General features: G+C 67.9%; 18 protein-coding genes. 2 read left to right on the forward strand and 16 right to left on the reverse strand.

Going from position 1 to position 18205, the window contains the following annotated elements; genetic code table 11:
- Positions 1-13: 13 nt before the first annotated feature.
- From SGR02S_RS06510 to SGR02S_RS06575, 14 genes are all read right to left on the reverse strand, one after another.
- The gene (locus tag SGR02S_RS06510) at positions 14-1030 is read right to left on the reverse strand and encodes a nucleotidyltransferase domain-containing protein (protein WP_082796999.1); all 1017 of its coding nucleotides are present in this window, start codon (positions 1028-1030) and stop codon (positions 14-16) included.
- On the reverse strand, positions 1027-1893 hold the full coding sequence (locus SGR02S_RS06515) for an HprK-related kinase A (RefSeq protein ID WP_067106957.1): 867 nt from the start codon (positions 1891-1893) through the stop codon (positions 1027-1029). The genes SGR02S_RS06510 and SGR02S_RS06515 overlap by 4 nt, the downstream gene beginning before the upstream one ends.
- Positions 1890-2171, reverse strand: coding sequence for an HPr-rel-A system PqqD family peptide chaperone (locus SGR02S_RS06520; protein ID WP_067106960.1), 282 nt, complete (start codon positions 2169-2171; stop codon positions 1890-1892). The genes SGR02S_RS06515 and SGR02S_RS06520 overlap by 4 nt, the downstream gene beginning before the upstream one ends.
- Positions 2164-2610 (reverse strand): MarR family winged helix-turn-helix transcriptional regulator, encoded by a 447-nt coding sequence (locus SGR02S_RS06525; protein ID WP_067106963.1) that lies wholly within the window; start codon positions 2608-2610, stop codon positions 2164-2166. Before SGR02S_RS06525 ends, SGR02S_RS06520 begins: the two co-directional genes overlap by 8 nt.
- Positions 2611-2664: 54 nt before the next feature.
- Positions 2665-4713, reverse strand: a complete 2049-nt coding sequence (locus SGR02S_RS06530; RefSeq protein ID WP_067106966.1) for a TonB-dependent receptor — start codon at positions 4711-4713, stop codon at positions 2665-2667.
- On the reverse strand, positions 4710-5342 hold the full coding sequence (gene maiA, locus SGR02S_RS06535) for a maleylacetoacetate isomerase (RefSeq protein ID WP_067106970.1): 633 nt from the start codon (positions 5340-5342) through the stop codon (positions 4710-4712). Before maiA ends, SGR02S_RS06530 begins: the two co-directional genes overlap by 4 nt.
- A 72-nt stretch (positions 5343-5414) precedes the next feature.
- On the reverse strand, positions 5415-6437 hold the full coding sequence (locus tag SGR02S_RS06540; protein WP_067106973.1) for an SO2930 family diheme c-type cytochrome: 1023 nt from the start codon (positions 6435-6437) through the stop codon (positions 5415-5417).
- Positions 6434-7654: a parallel beta-helix domain-containing protein gene (locus tag SGR02S_RS06545; RefSeq protein ID WP_067106975.1), complete on the reverse strand. Its 1221-nt coding sequence runs from the start codon at positions 7652-7654 to the stop codon at positions 6434-6436. Before SGR02S_RS06545 ends, SGR02S_RS06540 begins: the two co-directional genes overlap by 4 nt.
- Positions 7655-7724: 70 nt before the next feature.
- Positions 7725-8768, reverse strand: coding sequence for an acyltransferase family protein (locus tag SGR02S_RS06550; protein ID WP_067106978.1), 1044 nt, complete (start codon positions 8766-8768; stop codon positions 7725-7727).
- Complete coding sequence (locus SGR02S_RS06555) at positions 8765-9463, reverse strand: GDSL-type esterase/lipase family protein (RefSeq protein ID WP_067106981.1); 699 nt, start codon at positions 9461-9463, stop codon at positions 8765-8767. The genes SGR02S_RS06550 and SGR02S_RS06555 overlap by 4 nt, the downstream gene beginning before the upstream one ends.
- A gap of 190 nt (positions 9464-9653) precedes the next feature.
- Positions 9654-10352, reverse strand: a complete 699-nt coding sequence (locus tag SGR02S_RS06560) for an aspartate/glutamate racemase family protein (protein WP_067106984.1) — start codon at positions 10350-10352, stop codon at positions 9654-9656.
- 98 nt (positions 10353-10450) lie between these two features.
- Complete coding sequence (locus tag SGR02S_RS06565) at positions 10451-11875, reverse strand: NAD(P)(+) transhydrogenase (Re/Si-specific) subunit beta (RefSeq protein WP_067106986.1); 1425 nt, start codon at positions 11873-11875, stop codon at positions 10451-10453.
- Positions 11876-11937: 62 nt separating this feature from the next.
- On the reverse strand, positions 11938-12219 hold the full coding sequence (locus SGR02S_RS06570) for a proton-translocating transhydrogenase family protein (RefSeq protein WP_067106989.1): 282 nt from the start codon (positions 12217-12219) through the stop codon (positions 11938-11940).
- 24 nt (positions 12220-12243) lie between these two features.
- Positions 12244-13365, reverse strand: a complete 1122-nt coding sequence (locus SGR02S_RS06575; RefSeq protein WP_067106992.1) for an NAD(P) transhydrogenase subunit alpha — start codon at positions 13363-13365, stop codon at positions 12244-12246.
- A 365-nt stretch (positions 13366-13730) separates the two neighbouring features.
- On the opposite strand from SGR02S_RS06575, the gene SGR02S_RS06585 reads away from it, so the two are divergent.
- Entirely contained in the window at positions 13731-15161 is a 1431-nt protein-coding gene (locus tag SGR02S_RS06585; RefSeq protein WP_067106997.1) for a sigma-54-dependent transcriptional regulator, read from the forward strand.
- Positions 15162-15171: 10 nt separating this feature from the next.
- Positions 15172-15699 carry a hypothetical protein gene (locus tag SGR02S_RS06590; RefSeq protein WP_067107000.1) on the forward strand — a complete coding sequence of 176 codons (528 nt, stop codon included), beginning with the start codon at positions 15172-15174 and terminating at the stop codon, positions 15697-15699.
- On the opposite strand, the gene folP is transcribed toward SGR02S_RS06590, so the two are convergent.
- Together folP and SGR02S_RS06600 are read right to left on the reverse strand one after the other, a co-directional pair.
- Positions 15674-16804: a dihydropteroate synthase gene (folP, locus tag SGR02S_RS06595; RefSeq protein ID WP_067107002.1), complete on the reverse strand. Its 1131-nt coding sequence runs from the start codon at positions 16802-16804 to the stop codon at positions 15674-15676. The genes SGR02S_RS06590 and folP overlap by 26 nt on opposite strands.
- Before the next feature lie 119 nt (positions 16805-16923).
- A complete protein-coding gene (locus SGR02S_RS06600; protein WP_067107005.1) occupies positions 16924-18063 on the reverse strand; it encodes a site-specific DNA-methyltransferase in 1140 nt (379 codons plus the stop codon).
- Positions 18064-18205: the final 142 nt, after the last annotated feature.

Genomic DNA, 18205 nt, shown 5'->3' on the forward strand with positions numbered 1-18205 from the left:
ACAGGGACAGGCCCTATTGATTGCGGCGCCACTTGGTCCACAGGTGCCGCGCGAGCAGGACCGGCGGCATACGCATCCAGTGCGAGCGGATATAGAAGGCCTGCTGCAACAGAAAGTCGGTGGGGCGTCCCCAATCGTCGCGCGCGAGCAGGCGGCGCACATAGAGGCGGTCCGCCGCGCGCGGCTGGCTCCACCCGGCCGGAAGCGTCGCGCCGTAAAGCGCCTGCGCCAGCCGCGCCGCGCGGGCGACCTCGGGCCCCAGTTCGTGCTTGTCCGCGCGCGCCGCGAGCCGGTCCCAGAAATCCGGATCGGCGGCCGCGAAATCGCGCGTCAGGCAGTGGAAATCCCACAGGTTGCGCAGACCGCCCTGCAGGTCGCCGTCGGCCAGCAAGTGCGCGGCGCAGTGACACACCATGTCGACCGGACACAGCACCGTGAAACCGTCCGCCGTGGCGACCGCCTCGCTGACCAGCACCAGCGGATCGGGCGTCCGGCGGTGCGTGCGCGGCAGGATGGTGTGGTGGACGTCGATCATGCGGTCGCGGCTGCGATGGATCATCGGCGGCAGTTCGTGCATATGCTCGCGATAATAGGCATCGTCATAGGGGTCCGACTTCACCCATTCCCACCCCGATTCGAGCAGTTCATTCTCGACCCGCCCGACCTCGTGCCACGGGATCAATATGTCGAGATCGCCGATCTGCCGCCCCTCGCTGCACGACAGCCCCGCCGCCGCATAGGCGGTGCCCTTGAGCAGCACGAATTCGAGCCGTTCGGACGTCAGCGCCCGGCGCGCCATTTCGGCTTCCCACAATGCCTGGGCCTGCGCGACCGCGACGGCCGCGCGCTGGTCGGCAAAGAGCGCGGCGACCGGCGGCGGCAGCGGCGCCTCGGCGAGCCGGCAGGCCAGCGTGCCCAGCAAGGCCTCTGCCCGCGCCACCGAGATCACCCCGTCCCACGCGCGCGGCGCCAACGCCGCCGGGTCCTGCCGCCCGGCAAGCAGCGCGACAAGATCGCGCACCGCGCTCACCGCGCCGCCTCCGCCCACAGCCGGTCGACGAGCGCCATGCCGGTGGCGCTGTCGGGATAGGAGACGGCAAAGGCCGGCGTCTCGCGCACCAGCCGCAGCAGCGCGGCAAAACCGGTTTCGCCGAGCGCGACATAGTTGGTCGAGGCTTCGGTCAGGCGCACGAAGGCCTCCCCCTCGCCCATCGGCTCGACCGCCGCCTCGCCGCCGAAACGCGGGAAGAGGAGCAGCGCCGGGCGCACCGGATCGTGCATCGCCGCGACGGCGTCGGCGCGCGGGATCAGGTGACGAATGTCGCCCTTCGGCGTGCCCGCGAGCAACGGGCCGAGCCGCGCGGGATCGACCCGAGCCGCCACCTCGGCGATCGCCGCGTTCTTCAGGCTGACGGCGCGTGGGAACGCCAGCGCGTCGCCGCTCGCGGGATCGACCAGCGTGAACTCGTCGCCCATCAGCCGCCAGCCGTCCTCGCCGAGCAGCGCCGCGAGCGTCGATTTGCCCGAGCCTGATTCGCCCGACAGGATCGCCGCGCGCCCGTCCTTCGCCACCGCGCTCGCATGGAGCAGCAGGTGGCGGCGCCAGCCGAGCGCGACCTGCAGGTTCATCCCCATCTCCGCCGCGAGCAGCCCCATCGACAAGGGCAGCGGCAACGCATCGGGAACGGTGAAGTCGCCGCCGATCTGCACCGATGGGCGCAGCCGGCGCCGCCACGGCCGCGCCGCGAACAGCCGCACGGTGGCGTCGGCGGGGCGGTCTTCGTCGCGGGGATAGCCGGCGTAGAGACGGTTCAGCGCGGCGATCGGCGCCGCCCAGTCGCTGCCGATGCGGAACTGCACCGGGCCGACCGCGAGGCGCGTTCCATATCTCACACCGGCGCCACCAGCCCCAGTTCCGCCAGTTCGACGAGCCGTTCGGCGACGAGCGCCTGCGCGCCGTCCGCGTCGCCGAGGTCGAATGCCGCCGCCAGCCGCGCGGCGACCGCGGCGGCGTTGCAGCCGTCGGCACCCATCGCCGCCAATATTTCGGGCATCGGCGAGACCACGATATGCGTCTGCGTCGAGCGCCGGTCGAAGATCAGGGTGAGGTCGCCGAGCGGTTCGACGCACAACGCGTCGGGAGGCGCGGCGCGATAGGTCCGATCAGCCATAATCTTCGGCGGCGGCGGTCAGCTTGGCGAGAATCGTCATCAGCGTCGCGCGCTCGGCGGCGCTGATATGCGATTCGAGCCGCGCTTCGGTCGCGAGGGCAGCGGGGACGATCGCATCGTAAAGCGAACGGCCGGTCTCGGTCAGTTCCAGATGGTGCGAGCGCCCGTCGGCCTCGTGCGCCTGTCGCGCGATCAGGCTGCGGTCGGCAAGCGCCTTCGCCGCCCGGTTCACCGTCACCTTGTCCATCCGTGTCGCCGCGACCAGCTCGCGCTGCGTCTTGGGCCGCCCTTCGCCGAGCACGGCCATCAGCCGCCATTCGGGAATCTTGAGGCCGAACCGGCTCTGATATTCGGCCGCGATCCGGCTCGACAGCGAGTTGGACGCGATCGACAGCCGATACGGCAGGAACTGGTCGAGGTTGAGGGTCTTGGGTGGCATGCCCTTTCTTATCGCCAAACCCGGCGCTGTGAAGGTCCGAAGTTGCCGTGACGATCAGAAGTTGATGCGCGTGCCGATCCACAGAGTGCGCGGCGTCGCGCGCTCGACGATCCCCGAGGAGGAGATGGCGGCGGGCACCGGCTCGTCGAACAGATTCTCGCCGCGCGCCTCGATCCCGATCACGCCGGAAAGCCGCCACGACAGCCCGGCGTCGAGCGTCAGCGCGTCGCCCAGCCGCTGGAGGCCGAGATCGTCCTCATTCTGCGCGCCGATATAGCGCAGTGTCGCAAAGCCGCCGAACGGACCGCCGTCGTTGTCGCGCAGCGACAGGCTGGCGCCGTGCCTTGCGATCTGCGCCGGGCGCCGTCCGTCGAGCGCCGCGGCTGCTCCGGAGGCATCGACGCGCGCGTCGGTATAGGCCCAGGTGGCGCGCAGCACCGCGGGGCCGATCGCCTGTTCGGCGCTGACCTCGACCCCCTTGCTGTCGATTGCGTCGAGATTCTGCCGCTGGCTGTACGTCGCCCCCGCCGCGACGAAGCCGACGCCGGGGAAATTGCCGGGACCGGTGGCGAGCGTGACGTTGGCGATCGCATTCGACAGCCGGTTCGCGAACAGCGTCGCCGACAGCGTCGTTCCACCGCCCTGCCAATCGGCGCCGACTTCGCCGCCCCACAATCGCTCGGGCTTCAACAGTTCGTTCGCAGCGGTCGCGTCGGCGCCGACGCGGAAGGGGCGATAGAGCTCGTTAAGCGTCGGCAGGCGCCAGCCGCGATAGCCCGCGGCGCGCAGCGAAAAGCCGTTCGCGGTCCAGCGCAGCCCGATACGCCCGCTGCCCTCCCACCCCTGCCGCGCCGCGAAGGTCGCATCACTGATCGGCGGGCCGCCGAAATTATATTCGTGCCGATAACCCGCCGCGAGCCACCAGCGGTCGAGGCGTCCGCTGGCGGTCCACAGGAAGCCATCTTGCGGATCGCCCGACGTCCATTCGGCGAAGCTGCCGAGCGTGTCGCTGCTGCCGCCCGCGACGCGATGGCGACCGGGGGCGAGGCCGGTGAAGAAATAATCCTCCTCGGTGCGTCCAACGGTTCGCCGCCAGTCGACGCCGATCCGCAGCGGATTGGCGCCGCCGATCGCCGGGCGCAGCTCGACACGTCCGCCGAGTCCGGTCGCGGGCACGCGCTGGAACAGCGCCGGCGCGACGCTGTTCCGATCCGCCGCGACGCTGGCGAAGCCGCTATCGAAATCGCGCTGCTGGACATAGGCGAGCGCCAGCCATTGCGTCGCGCCCGCCGGGTCGTGGACGAAGCGCAGGCTGGCATCGACCCCGTCGATCCGGCTGGTGGTGAAATCGACGCCGCGGTCGCGCCGGTCGGAAAAGCCGCGCAGGCTCGCCTCGACCCGGCTGTCGGCGCCCGCGTCGAACCGCAGCCGCACACCGAGCCCACCCTGCTCGTAAGGCGCCGCCCGATCGACCGCGCCGCGCTGTCCCGCCGCAACGGGCACGAAGCCGTCGCCGCGGCTGTAGCGCCCGTCGATCGCGACCTGCCCGGCGCCGAGCCGCGCTCCGGCGCTGAGCGTCGCGTCCCAGCCGTCGCGGCTGCCATGGGCGAAGCTCGCCTCGATGCCGTCCGCCATTTCGGAATAGAGGCCGATCGTGCCGGCGAGCGCGCCGGGCCCGTCGGCGCCGCTGCCGCCGCCGCGCGCGACGACGATGCCGCCGAGCCGGATCGCGTCATAGGCGCTCCACGCGACCCAGGCGCCGAAGGGGTCGGCCTGCGGCACGCCGTCGAGCGTCACCAGCGCGCGGCTCGACGCATTGCCGCCGAGCCCGCGCAGCGTCACGCCCTGGCTCGTCGGATGCGCGGTGCGCCCGTCGGAACGCCGGAACTGCACGATCCCCGCCTCGTCGCGCAGCCGGTTCTCGATACGCGAGCCGAGACCGGGGTCGAGATCGCGCAGCACCGCCACGCCCTGCGCCCCGTCGCCCGGCGCCGGTCGCAGCAATCCCGCGCCGGTGACGACGATGTCCTGGTCGCCGGTCTCCTCGGCCAGCGCCGTCACCGGCAGCGCCAGCGCCGCGACCCCCGCGAGGAGCCGGATCATGCCGCTTTCACCGCGTCGGGATGCGCCCGCTGGAACGCGTCCAGCCCTGTGCACGCCGCGTCGATGGCGACGAGCCGCGGATAGGCATCGAGCGGCACATCGAACCGCCGCGCATTGTACATCTGCGGCACCAGGCAGCAGTCGGCGATTCCGGGCGTTTCGCCGCCCAGATAGGTCCCCTCGCCCGCCATCGCCTCGAGCGCGTCGAAGCCCTCGATGATCCAGTGGCGATACCAGCGGTCCTTGGTCTGCTCGTTGAGCCCGAGGTCGCGCTTCAGATATTTGAGCACGCGCAGATTGTTGAGCGGGTGGATGTCGCAGGCGACGACCTGCGCCTGCGCGAGCGCGACCGCGCGCGGCATCGCGTCATCGGGGATCAGCCGCGGTTCGGGAAAGGCGCGGTCGAGCCAGTCGATGATCGCGAGGCTCTGGATGATCGTCTGCCCGTCGGCGACGAGCAGCGGCACGAAACCCTGAGCATTCTGCGCGAGATAGGAGTCGCTCTTCTGCTCGCCCGCGATCAGGCTGATCTCGACGCGCTCATAGGCGAGTCCCTTCAGATTCAGCGCGATGCGGACGCGATAGCTGGCCGAGGAGCGGAAATAATCGTGGAGGACGAGCGAGGTCATGGCCCGACCTAGGGTCAGTTTGGCGCTCTTGGCAAGCATCCGGCGAAAAGCGGCGGACGCTATGCCCGTCCATCACGCGCCTTTCGGCATCTCCGCTATCCATTGCCGCAGCAGCGCCACGCCTTCCCTGTGCACGGTCGAGCGCCCGATCTCGGGCATCGCGATGCCGGGGTCGAGGCTTTCGAGGCGGTAGATGAGGAAGCTGTGGTCGGGATCGCCGGGCTTTATCGCGAACTCCATCCCGCCGCTGCCGCGCCCCGCGGCGGTCGGGCGCTTGCCGATGCCGTAATTGACGCCCACCGGGTCGGTCCAGCGCAGGAACAGCCCGCTGTTCGACGCGCTACCCTCGGGGTTGTGGCAATAGCTGCAATTGGCGTCGAGATAGGCGCGCGCGCGGTCATGGAGCGATCCGCTCGCCGGATCGTCCCAGCGCGGCATCGGCGCGACCGGCCGCGCCGGGCCGGTCAGGAACCGCGCGACATCGCCGCGCGCCGCCGCCGCGCCGAAATCGATGTTCGCCGCCTTCGGCCCGATCGGGACGATCGCGCCCGCCTTGCTGTGGCATTCCTTGCACTGATTCTTGTTGGGCACCGCGTACCGGATGCTGTGCGCCTCGCCGTCGGGGCTCCGGAACGTCACCGGAACCCGCCGCCCGGCCAGCGCCAGCGTCGCGTCCTTCCCATCGGCGTCCCAGATATAGGGCAGCGCCGCCCAGCCGTCCGCACGGTGGATCAGCAGCCGCGTCTCGAGCGGAGCGCCGCCCGCCCGGTCGGGCCAGCCGAAACTCTTGACGATCACGGTGCCGAGCGGAAAGGCGATCGCGCCATCGTCGGCCACCTCGGCATGCTGGCCCGGCGGGATCCAGATCAGCCGGTGCTTCTCGGCATAGTCGCTGAACAGCGGGGTGTGCAGCGTATAGGGCAGCAGACCGCCGACCGGCTCGCTGGTGCCGACGCGAAACAGGCCGAATTCGGACAGTTTGCGCGGCATCGTATCGCCGTCGATCACCGCCTGCTGCGGCCCCGGTTCGGACACCGCGACCGCGCCGCTCGCACACAGCAGCGCGGCGGCCAGCGCGGCGGCGACGCGCCTCACCGGACCTTCGCCTCCATCGCCGCGGGCAGCGTGATGCCGGGAAGCGGCGTCGGCGCCTCGCCTTTCAGGTCGGCGGGCGACGGCTTCGCCTCGCTCTGCGGCGTCGATACGTCGGGCAGGTTCAGCGACAGCACGGCGACGTCGTCGTTGACGATCGCGCTCCCCGCACCGTCCCACAGCACCGGGGGGATCGCGCCGCCCATCGCCGCCGCGATCTCCGCCCCGCCCGGAAACGCCGGTGCGAACCCGGCCTTGCCATGCTCGTTGTTCCACGCGGCGATGTCGCGGGGCAGCGGCTGATATTTGTCGTCCTGATAGGGATAGCGATAGCCGACGATCATCACATTGGCGGTGCCGTTGTTCTCGAACAGATTGTCGAATATCTCGACCCGGCTGTTCGCCATCACCAGCACGCCGGTGCCGGTGGGGACGCTCGCGACGATATTGCCCTTCGGTGCGAAATTGGGGGTGCTGTTGTCGTTGACGACATTGTCGAAGACGCGGACATTGTGCCCACCCTGCTGCGGCAGACTGGGCAGGTCGAAGACAAGGATGCCGCCGGTGTTCTTCGTCGCGACATTGTCGTGGACGTCGGCGTCGAAGCTGTTCTCGATCTCGATCCCCGCGACATTTTCCGTCGCGATCGAATCGCGCACGACGATATTGCGCGACTGGCCGACATAGATGCCCGCGTCCGACGCGCCACGGACATAGACGCTGTCGATGAGCACGTCGCGGCTCTCGACCGGATAGACGCCATAGGCGCCGTTGGTCTCCTTCGGCCCCGCGGTCCATTCGACGCGCAGCCGGTGATAGACGATGCGATCGGCGCCCTTCGACTTGATTCCGTCGCCCTTGGTGTTGAGCACCGCGAAATTCGTCAGATACACGTCGTCGGAAGTGACGAGCAGTCCCTCGCCCGCCCCCTGCTGGTCGGAGAAATCGAGGATCGAGCCGGTGCCGTCCTTCGTCCCCGCGCCGCGCAGCGTGACCTTGTCGACATCGAGCGAGAGCCCGTCGGTCAGCTTCCACACACCGGCGCCCAGTTCGACGATGTCACCGGGCTCGGCCAGGATCAGCGCTTCCTGCAACGCCTCATTGGCGTCGGGGCCGCCGGGCGCGACGGATATGGTCTTTGCCTCCACGGGGAAGGCCGCAAGCATCGCCACGGCGGCGATCCCAAGGCCAAGGGCGTGCGGCAGCTGGTGGACTCGCATCTCTTTCTCCCATCCTCTCGCGCCGATCATGGGACAATCGCGCGGCGCTGCCAAGCCCGGTGGCGGCGGATCAGCCGGACGGCGCCCGCGCGGCAAGCGGGGTGCGGACGCGCGCGGCCCACGCCGTCAGCCGGCGCTTCATCCACGCCGACACCGGGCGCTCCCAATAATGGGTCAGCAGATGCGCGAGCAGCAGCGCACAGCCCAGCGCGACCGCGAACGACACCCAGGGTCCGACCCCCAGCTCCTGCAGGTGCGCGATCAGCGCATAGCCGAGCATCTGATGCGTCAGATAGAGCGCATAGGAAATGCCGCCGAGCCAGATCAGCGGCCTCGCAAGGCGTCCGGGCTGCCAGCGGGTCAGGCAGGCGAAGCTCATCGCCAGCACGATCAGGCCGACGACGATCAGCCCGTGCCAGCCATCGTAAAGCGCCTCGACCAGCGGCGTCGCGGGCAGGATCGCCGCCTGCGCGAGCGAAAAGCCGCGCGTGCGCAGCAGGTAGAGTGCCAGACCGCAGCCGAACAGGTCGGCATATTGGTTGAGCATCAGCAGCAGGTGCAGCGGATGCGGAATATAGGGCGCGGCGACCGAAAACAGCGCCGCGCCCGCGACCATGTAATGCGGCAGGATCGAAACGATCCGCGCGCCGCCGAGCCGCAGGGCGGTGAAGAGAAAGGCATAGAAACCCAGCTCATAGGCAAGGCTCCAGTAGACGCCGTCGACCGCCCCCACCCGAACGAAAGACTGCATCATCGTCAGGTTGATCAGGAATTCGCCCGCGCTGACGCTGTAGGCAATCCAGTGCGATGAGGTCAGCACCGCAAAGGTCAGCAGGCAGGCGAGCCAATAGACGGGATAGAGCCGCGTGAAGCGCGAGATCAGGAATTGCGACGCGGTGCTGCGTTCGAGCGACATCAGGATGACGAAACCCGACACGACGAAGAACAGGTGGACGCCATAGCCGCCCGCTTCGAAGGCGATCGGAATCGGCCGCGCCGCCGGGGCGAAGCGCGGCAGGATGACGCTGTAGTGGAACAGCAGCACCGCGAGCGCGGCGAGGCCGCGCATGATGTCGAGGCTCTGAAGCCGGATTTTCGGCGCCGCGCCGGTCATTGCGCCGCCACCGGCGCGCCGTTGATCGCATCCGCCACCACCAGTCCGCCGGCACGGTTCAGGTGCAGGCCGTCACCGCTGTCGTAGGCCGGCCGCAGTGCGCCGTCGGCGCCGGCAAGCCCGGCGGTCACGTCGACGAAGCGGCAGCGCGCGCGGCACGCCTGCGCCAGCAGCGCATTGGTCCGCGCAATGGCGCGCTGCAGGTCGGACCGAGGCGGCTTCGCTCCGACGGGTGCGATCGATACGAGCCGGATCGGAGTCGGGGCCGGGATCGCCGCGGCCGCCTGCTCGAACGCCGCGCGCACCGCTTCGGGGTCGCGGCCGCGCAACAGGTCGTTGACGCCGGCCCACAGCACCACCGCCTTCGCCTCGCCCGGCTGGCGATAGTCGGCGATGCGCCGCGCGACGTCGCGCATCGTGTCGCCGCCCACGGCAAAATTATAGGCGGGGAGGTCGAGCGCCGCGGTGTCGAGCCGCTGCAACTGGCTGTCGCCGACCAGCAGCAACCGGCCCGGCGCCGCGTCGGCGTCGATGGCGCGGAACAGGCGGTGGCTTTGCGCGCCATAGGCGCTCGGTTCGGGCTGGAGCCACGGCGCGCGCCAGCGCTGCGCGTCGATCAGGTCGGGGCGCAGCAGCGCGAGCGCCACGATCCCGTGCAGGACCGCGATGTAGACAAGAGCCAGAGCAACCCGCACGCGTTCGAAACACCCCCACCCACAACCGGTCCCGATCGGCCCTGGAGTGCGTTCGGTTTTGATGGAATCAAAATCGGCACTCCAGATTCTTGTCTTGCCGCGTTTTCCGAGCCGTCAGGCGGTTCCGCCTGACTTGAAAACACTCTAGCGGTCCGGCCTTAAGAATCCGATACTGTCGCGCGGCGGCGGCCTACGGTTCGTCGCCCAGAATCCAGTCGATGCCGGCGGCGACGTGGATGCGCGTCGTGTCGTAGATCGGCAGCACATTGGCGTCGGGATCGACGAGCATGACCAGTTCGGTGCAGGCGAGCACCAGCGCCTGCACGTCCTGCTTCGCAATGTCGGTGATGATGGTGCGCATCGTCCGCCGCGAATCCTCGGTCACGCGGCCCTGCATCAGTTCGTCATAGATGATGCGATCGACCGCGTCGGCGCTGTCCGCGTCATAGGGCGCGAGCGTCAGCCCGTGCCGCACCAGCCGCTGGCGGAACCACGGCTCGGTCATCACGTTGCGCGTGCCGATCACCGCCGCGGTCCGGATGCCGTCGGCGCGCATCTTCGCGCCCGTTTCGTCGACGATGTGGATCAGCGGGATCGCGATCGCCGCCGCGACCTCTTCGGCGACCTTGTGCATCGAATTGGCGGCGATCATCAGCGCCGTCGCCCCCGCCTTTTCCAGCCGCCGCGCCGAGGCGATCAGCACCTCCTGCGCGTGCGCCCACTGTTCGGGCGTCGTCAGCCGCGACAGGTCGCAATAGTTGAGGCTCTCCAACAGGATCGGCGCCGAACAGCTCGATCCGATGCGTTTCTGCAGTCCCTTGTTGAGGTGGCGATAATAGAGCTCGGTGGAGGCCCAGCTCATTCCACCGATCAGGCCGATCTTGCGCATCGTGAATATTGTCCCTCTTTCGTCATCCTGGCGACGCCGGGATCGATAACGGTTTCAAACCGATAACGATCCCGCTTTCGCCGCCGCGACGGTCGAGGTCAATGGCCGCTGCCGCTGAGCGCCTTGACGATATCGTCGGCCATCTTCTTCGCATCGCCGAGCAGCATCATCGTCTGGTCCATGTAGAAGACGTCGTTGTCGACCCCGGCATAGCCGACGCCGCCCATCGAGCGCTTGACGAACAGAACCGTCTTCGCCTTCTCGACGTCGAGCACCGGCATGCCGTAGATCGGCGACGTCTTGTCGGTCTTCGCCGCCGGGTTGGTCACGTCGTTGGCGCCGATGACAAAGGCGACGTCGCACTGGGCGAACTCGTTGTTGATGTCCTCGAGCTCGAACACCTCGTCATAGGGGACGTTCGCCTCTGCCAGCAGGACGTTCATGTGGCCCGGCATGCGCCCCGCGACCGGGTGGATCGCATATTTGACGTTGACGCCTTCCTTCTTGAGCAGGTCGGCCATCTCGCGCAGCGCGTGCTGCGCCTGCGCGACCGCCATGCCGTACCCGGGGACGATGATGACATTGTCGGCCTGGCTCATCAGGAAGGCCGCGTCGTCGGCGCTGCCCGGCTTCCACGGCCGCTGTTCCTTCGCGGCGCCGCCCGCCGAGGAGGTGTCGGCGCCGAAGCCGCCGGCGATCACGCTGATGAAGCTGCGGTTCATCGCGCGGCACATGATGTAGGACAGGATCGCGCCCGACGAGCCGACGAGCGCGCCGGTGATGATCATCGCGGTGTTGCTTAGCGTGAAGCCCATCGCCGCCGCCGCCCAGCCCGAATAGCTGTTGAGCATCGAGACGACGACCGGCATGTCGGCGCCGCCGATCGGGATGATGAGCAGGAAGCCGATCAGGAAGCTCAGGCCCGTGATCGTCCAGAACACCCAGCCCGACTGATCGGTCAGGAAATAGCCGATCAGGCCGAGGATCGCGGCGAGCGTGCCGAGGTTGATCAGATGGCGCAGCGGCAGCATGATCGGCGCGCCCGACATATTGCCGTTGAGCTTCAGGAAGGCGATCACCGATCCCGAAAAGGTGATCGCGCCGATCGCGACGCCCAGCCCCATCTCGACCCGGCTGACGGTGAAGATTTGGCCCAGTTCGTCGGCGATGCCGAACGCGCCCGGGTTCAGATAGGCGGCGGCAGCCACCGCCACCGCGGCGAGGCCGACGAGGCTGTGGAACGCCGCGACGAGCTGCGGCATCGCGGTCATCGCGATCTTGCGCGCCATGACGATGCCGATGACGGCGCCGATCGCGATCGCGCCGAGCACCTCGACCGGGTTGGCGAGTTCGTGCGTCACCAGCGTGGTGACGACCGCGATCGCCATGCCCGCCATCCCGAAACGATTGCCGCGCCGTGCCGAAGCCGGCGACGACAGGCCGCGCAGCGCAAGGATGAAGAAGACCCCGGAAACCAGATAGGCCAGCGCCACCCAGGGATTGATCGGTGCGAGTTCGTGCATGCTAATTCCCCTGCCGAGCCGGCCGTCCCCGCCTCGTCATCAAATCCATGGATTGCAGCGCCTTAGCGCTCCTTCTTCTTGTACATCGCAAGCATGCGCCCGGTGACCGCGAAGCCGCCGAAGATATTGATGCTCGCCATCACCACCGCGGCGAGGCCCAGCCATTTCGACAGCGGCGATCCCGCCGCGGCGCTGGCGATCAGCGCGCCGACGATGATGACCGAGGAAATCGCGTTGGTGACGCTCATCAGCGGCGTGTGCAGCGCCGGCGTCACCGACCAGACCACGAAATAACCGACGAAGCAGGCCAGAATGAAAATCGAGAAAATCGCAATGAAATCCATGTTATATCTCCCGATCTTCCTTGACTATCCGAGCAACCGCTCGTTGACGATCTTGCCGCCCTGCGTCAGGCGGACGGCATTGCCGATCTCTTCGTCGAGCACTGGCCGGCCCTGTTCCTTGTCCCAGAAGGCGGAAAGGAAGTTGAACAGGTTGCGGCTGAACAGCGCGCTGGTATCGGCGGGCATCAGCGCGGCGATATTCTGCGCGCCGATCACCGTGACCCCGTGAATCCGCTTCGTCTCGCCCGACACCGACCCTTCGACGTTGCCGCCGCTTTCGGCCGCCATGTCGACGATCACGCTGCCCGCGCGCATCGTGGCGAGCTGCGCGTCGCTGATCAGGCGCGGCGCCGGGCGTCCCGGGATCAGCGCGGTGGTGATGACGATGTCCTGCTTGGCGATATGCGACGACACCAGTTCGGCCTGTGCCGCCTTATATTCGTCGGACATTTCGGTGGCATAGCCGCCCGCGCCTTCGCCCTCGATCCCCGCCACGCTTTCGACGAAGATCGGTTTGGCGCCGAGCGAGAGGATCTGTTCCTTCGTCGCCGAGCGCACGTCGGTCGCGCTGACCTGCGCGCCCAGGCGGCGCGCGGTCGCGATCGCCTGAAGCCCCGCGACGCCGACGCCCATGATGAAGGCCTTGGCGGCGCTGACCGTGCCAGCGGCGGTCATCATCATCGGAAAGGCGCGGCCATAGGCGTTCGCCGCCATCAGCACCGCCTTGTAACCGGCAAGGTTCGCCTGGCTGGAAAGGATGTCCATCGACTGCGCGCGGGTGATGCGCGGCATGAATTCCATCGCCAGCGCCTCGAGTCCGAGCCTGGCATATTCGTCGACCCGCGCCCGCTCGCCGAACGGGTTCAGCCCGGCGGCGAGCCACGCGCCATCGGCGAAACCCGACAGACCTTGCGGGTCGGGGCCCTGGATGGCGAGGATGATCCCCGCGCCCTTCAACACGTCGGCGCGCGACGCGACGCTCGCACCGGCGGCGGCATAGTCGGCGTCGGCGATTGAAGCCCGTTCCCCTGCCCCGGTCTCGACGGCAACTTCAGCGCCCAGGCCGATGAATTTCTTCACGGTTTCCGGGGTCGCGGCGACACGGGTCTCGCCGGGGGCGAGCTCCCTCAGGACAGCAATGCGCATGCGGTCGTGCGTCAGGAGATCAGCAGGACGACGACGATGGCCACGATGCCGGTGGCGATCGCGCCGACCTTGAACAGGCTGAGGAAGCCCGAATAGGTTTCGTTCGCCGCCTGCATTTGCTGTTCCGCCATGGCTTTTCCCCTTGCCTCTTCCCCGTCGAAGGCGCGCGGAAATGCGGCCCAGAATCGGGTCTCGCGCCGGTCTTAGCCACGCCTTTCGCGATGCTCAAGGCCCGCTTTGCCCTCATGGCACCTTGCAGCACGCCCGAAAGCCCTTAATCGCCCCTTTACTCCTGTCCGCTACAAGCCTGCATCAAAGCGGAACACTTCCGCGGGGACCGGCGGCAAAGGACGGATTCGAGGGCGATGGCAAGCACGCGCGACACGCGAACGGTGATGATCGTCGACAGCGAGCCGGCGCAACAGCGCTTTCTGTCGGCGCTGGCGTCGCGCGGCGGCTGGCGCAGCGTCATCGCCGCCGATACCGACACCGCGCTCGCCCGGCTCGGCACGCAGGACGGGATGGCGCTCGACGCCGTGCTCGTCGATCAGGGCGTGCCCGGCCTGCCGCTCGGCGAGTTCGTCGGCGAACTGCGCCGCTGGCGGCCCGCGCTGCCGCTGATCGTCATCACGATGCGCAACGGAGTCGAAGCGGCGGTCACCGCGATGCGCGCGGGCGCGAGCGATTTCGTGCAGAAGCCGATCGCCCCCGACCGCCTGCTCGGCGCGCTCGACCGCATCGCCTCGCCCGGCGGTCCGCAGGGTGAGCTTCGTCCGCTCACCGAAAAGCTGCGCGCGCCGCTCGCCTTCGAGGAGATCATCGGCTCGGCGCCCAATTTCCGCAGCGCGCTCGCCATCGCCGCCAAGGCGGCGCGCGCGCGCGTGCCGGTGATGATCAACGGCCGCACCGGCACCGGCAAAGAAGTGTTCGCCCGCGCGATCCACGGCGCCTCGCCGCGCGCCCGCGGCCCGCTCGTCATGGTCGACTGCTCGGCGGTATCGCCGGGGCTGATCGGATCGGGCCTGTTCGGGCACGAGCGCGGCGCCTTTCCCGGCGCGTTCGATCGTCAGGTCGGCCGGCTGGTCCAGGCCGACGGCGGCAGCCTGATCATCGATCATGTCGAATGCATCCCGCTCGAGACACAGGCGAAGCTCGTCGAGTTCCTGAACAGCGGCGAAGTGCAGATGATCGGCGGCTCGATCCGCCAGAGCGTCGATGTGCGCATCATCTCGACCAGCGCGAGCCCGCTCGACAAGCTGATCGAGGCGGGGCATTTCCGCGAGGACCTGTTCTATGCGCTGTCGGCGGCGCAATTCACCCTGCCCGCGCTGTCCGAGCGGCGCGGCGACGTCGGGCCGCTGGCCCGCCACCTGCTCGCGCGCATCGGCGGTCTGCCCGGCATGGGGCCGATCGGCGTCACCGACGACGCGCTGCGCCTGCTCGCCGCCTATGCGTGGCCGGGCAACGTCCGCCAGTTGCAGGACGTGCTGTTCCGTGCCGCGGTCGCCAGCGAGACCGACGTGCTGACGAGCGCCGATTTCAAGGCGATCGAGGCGGCGCTCGGCGGCAGCGCGTCAAGCGGCAGCGACGTCGCGATCAACGGCGAGGCGATCGGCATCACCCTCTATCTGCCCGACGGCAACCTGCGCCCGCTCGAAGAAATCGAGGCCGACGTCATCCGCCTCGCCATCGGCCACTACCGCGGCCGGATGAGCGAAGTCGCCCGTCGGCTCGGGATCGGGCGCTCGACGCTCTATCGCAAGCTGAGCGATCTGGGGATCGACACGGCGGCGTGAGAAACCAGAGATGAGATATGACAATCCGCCGAGCAACGACGCCTTATATCTGGGCGATGGCGAGTGGATGAGTTGGGGCGATTTCGATGCTCACTACGAAGAGCAGGAGTTGCGCGCGCGATACCCTCATGGGAATTTGGAACTACTTCAAATCTTTGAAGATTTAATTTGTACTGCATCCGAATATCACGAACAAACTGGGCGCCACCTCCAAATCTATGGCGATATCGGAGAGATATTCGGCGAGATCGCTTATGGCATTAAACTAAACAAAAACTATGCCAAAGGTTCCGACGGTCGATTGGGAAACGATCTAGTTGAAATAAAAACTATCACACCCTTTAAGGCAAAGGATATTGTCTACATAAATCTTGACCGTAATTTCAGCAAGATTCTGATTGTCAAAATCGACAAAGAGTTTGAAATTCACGCAAAAATGATCGACCGGAAATCCCTATCCAAGAAAAAGGGGAAATTGCGGATCAACTGGAATATGGTCAAAGATAATCCGATCACCCCGTCAGCGCCGCATCCCTGAGGCCGCGCCAGACGCGCAGCGCCTGCCGGGTTTCCGCGACGTCATGGACGCGCAGCAACTGCGCGCCGTACGCCGCCGCCTGATAATGGAGCGCCACGCTGCCGCCGAGCCGCTGATCGGCGGCGGCTTCATTATCGAGCGCGCCGATCATCCGCTTGCGGCTGGCGCCGAACAGGATCGGACAGCCGAGCGTGTGGAACAGCGCCAGCCCGCCCACCAGCGCCAGATTGTCGGCGACCCCCTTGCCGAAGCCGATGCCCGGATCGACGATGATCCTCGCGGGGTCGATCCCCGCCGCACGGCACGCCTCGACGCGGTCGGCGAGCATGTCGTAGACGTCGAGCAGGACATGGTCATAGCGGGCGCCCTCGTGCGGGTCGCTCTTCGCCGAGGGCGCGTGCATCAGCACCACCGGGCAGCCGGCGCTTGCGACGACCTCCATCGCGCGGTCGTCGTAGCGCAGCGCCGAAATGTCGTTGACGATGCCGGCGCCGGCGGCGAGCGCCGCCTCCATCACCGCAGCCTTGCGCGTGTCGATCGATACCGCGACGCCGCCCTTCGCCAGCGCGGCGACGACGCCCTCGATGCGCACGATCTCGTCGCCTTCCCAGACGAGCGGCGCGCCGGGGCGCGTCGATTCGCCGCCGACGTCGACGATCGCGGCGCCCGCCGACGCCATGGCGAAACCGGCATCAGTCGCGGCGGCGGCATCGACGTGCTTGCCGCCGTCGGAAAAGCTGTCGGGGGTGACGTTGAGGATGCCGACGATCTGCGGCTCGTTCAGCCGCACCGTGCGTTCGCCGAGCGCCAGCGCGGCGCGGGGCCGCGAGACGGCGGCGCGCTGTGCGGTCGCCGCCTCGGCCAGGCGGTCGGGCATCGCGGCGATCCAGTCGCTCAGCTCGGGGACCGGAACGATCGCCGACCGGACGGCATCGCCGTCGCGCAGGCTGACATGCCACGCGGCGAACCACAGCATCGTGTCGGCGATGCGCAGACAGTCGTCGCCCAGTTCGTGCGGCCGGTCGATGAAGCAGGCGGGACGCAGATAGATGCGCGCGCCTTCCCCCGTCTTGCCGAGGTCGGGCCTGGTCAACGGAGCGAACATATCCCTACCTCCCTTTCGTCATTGCGAGCGGAGCGAAGCAATCTCCAGCCATCATCCTGTCTTGCCGATGGCTGGGGATTGCTTCGTCGCCTTCGGCTCCTCGCAATGACAAAGTAGACTTACGCCTCGTTCGCGAGCAGCCAGTCCTGCCGCACCGCGTCGATCACGCGCAGTTCCCGGCCGTCGTCGAGGTGCCAGAAGGTCCAGCCGTTGCAGCTCGGCGCGCCCTGCACCGCCGCGCCGACCTTGTGGATCGAGCCCGCGGGCTGGCCGTCGCAATCGAGGCTGCCGTCGACGCGGACGGTCGCCTTCCAGCGCCGCCTGGCGTCGGTGAGCCGCGAACCCGGCGCGATCATCCCGCATTCGACGAGCGTGCCGAAGGCGACGCGCGTCGCCGCCTTGGGCGCCATCATCGTCCGCACCGTGCTTTCGTCGAGCGGCAGCGCCATTTCGATGCGCTCCTTCGCTGCGGCGATATAGCCATCCTCGCGCTCGATGCCGATGAAATGGCGGCCGAGGCGTTTCGCGACCGCGCCCGTCGTCCCGGTGCCGAAGAAGGGGTCGAGAACGACGTCGCCGGGGTTCGAGCAGGCGAGCAGGATGCGATAGAGCAGCGCTTCCGGCTTCTGCGTCGGGTGCACCTTGTGCCCGCCCTTCTTGAGCCGCTCCTGGCCGCCGCAGATCGGGATCAGCCAGTCCGACCGCATCTGCAATTCGTCGTTGAGCGTCTTCATCGCGCGATAGTTGAAAGTATAGCGCGCCTTTTCGCCCATCGACGCCCAGATCAGCGTCTCGTGCGCGTTGGTGAAGCGCGTGCCCTTGAAATTGGGCATCGGGTTCGCCTTGCGCCAGACGATATCGTTGAGGATCCAATAGCCCTGATCCTGCAGCGCGGTGCCGACGCGAAAGATGTTGTGGTAGCTGCCGATCACCCAGATGCTGCCATTCGGCTTCAGGATGCGGCGCGCCTCCGCGAGCCAGGCGCGGGTGAAGCGGTCATAGGTGCCGAGGCTGTCGAACTTGTCCCAATCGTCGTCGACCGCATCGACCTGGCTGCCGTCGGGGCGATGGAGGTCGCCGCCGAGTTGGAGGTTGTAGGGCGGGTCGGCGAAGATCATGTCGATCGACGCAGCGGGCAGCGAACGCATCATCGCGATGCAGTCGCCCTGCAGGATGCTGTCGAGCGGCAGGTCCGCGACGGCCTTCGCTGCCGCACGCTGCTTCGCGACCGGACCCTCGACCCGTTCCATCACACCCATGATCTGCCCCTGCTTCCGTTCGAAAGAAGGCCTTGATGAGTCCCGCGGAGTCCGCCGTCAAGCCCGGGATTCCGAGGAATCCGCCGACTGCTTCGCACGGCGTGACGAGAACGAAAGGAGTCTGCCACGACATATGGAGTCC

Source organism: Sphingopyxis granuli NBRC 100800 (assembly GCF_001591045.1).
Lineage (GTDB): Bacteria > Pseudomonadota > Alphaproteobacteria > Sphingomonadales > Sphingomonadaceae > Sphingopyxis > Sphingopyxis granuli.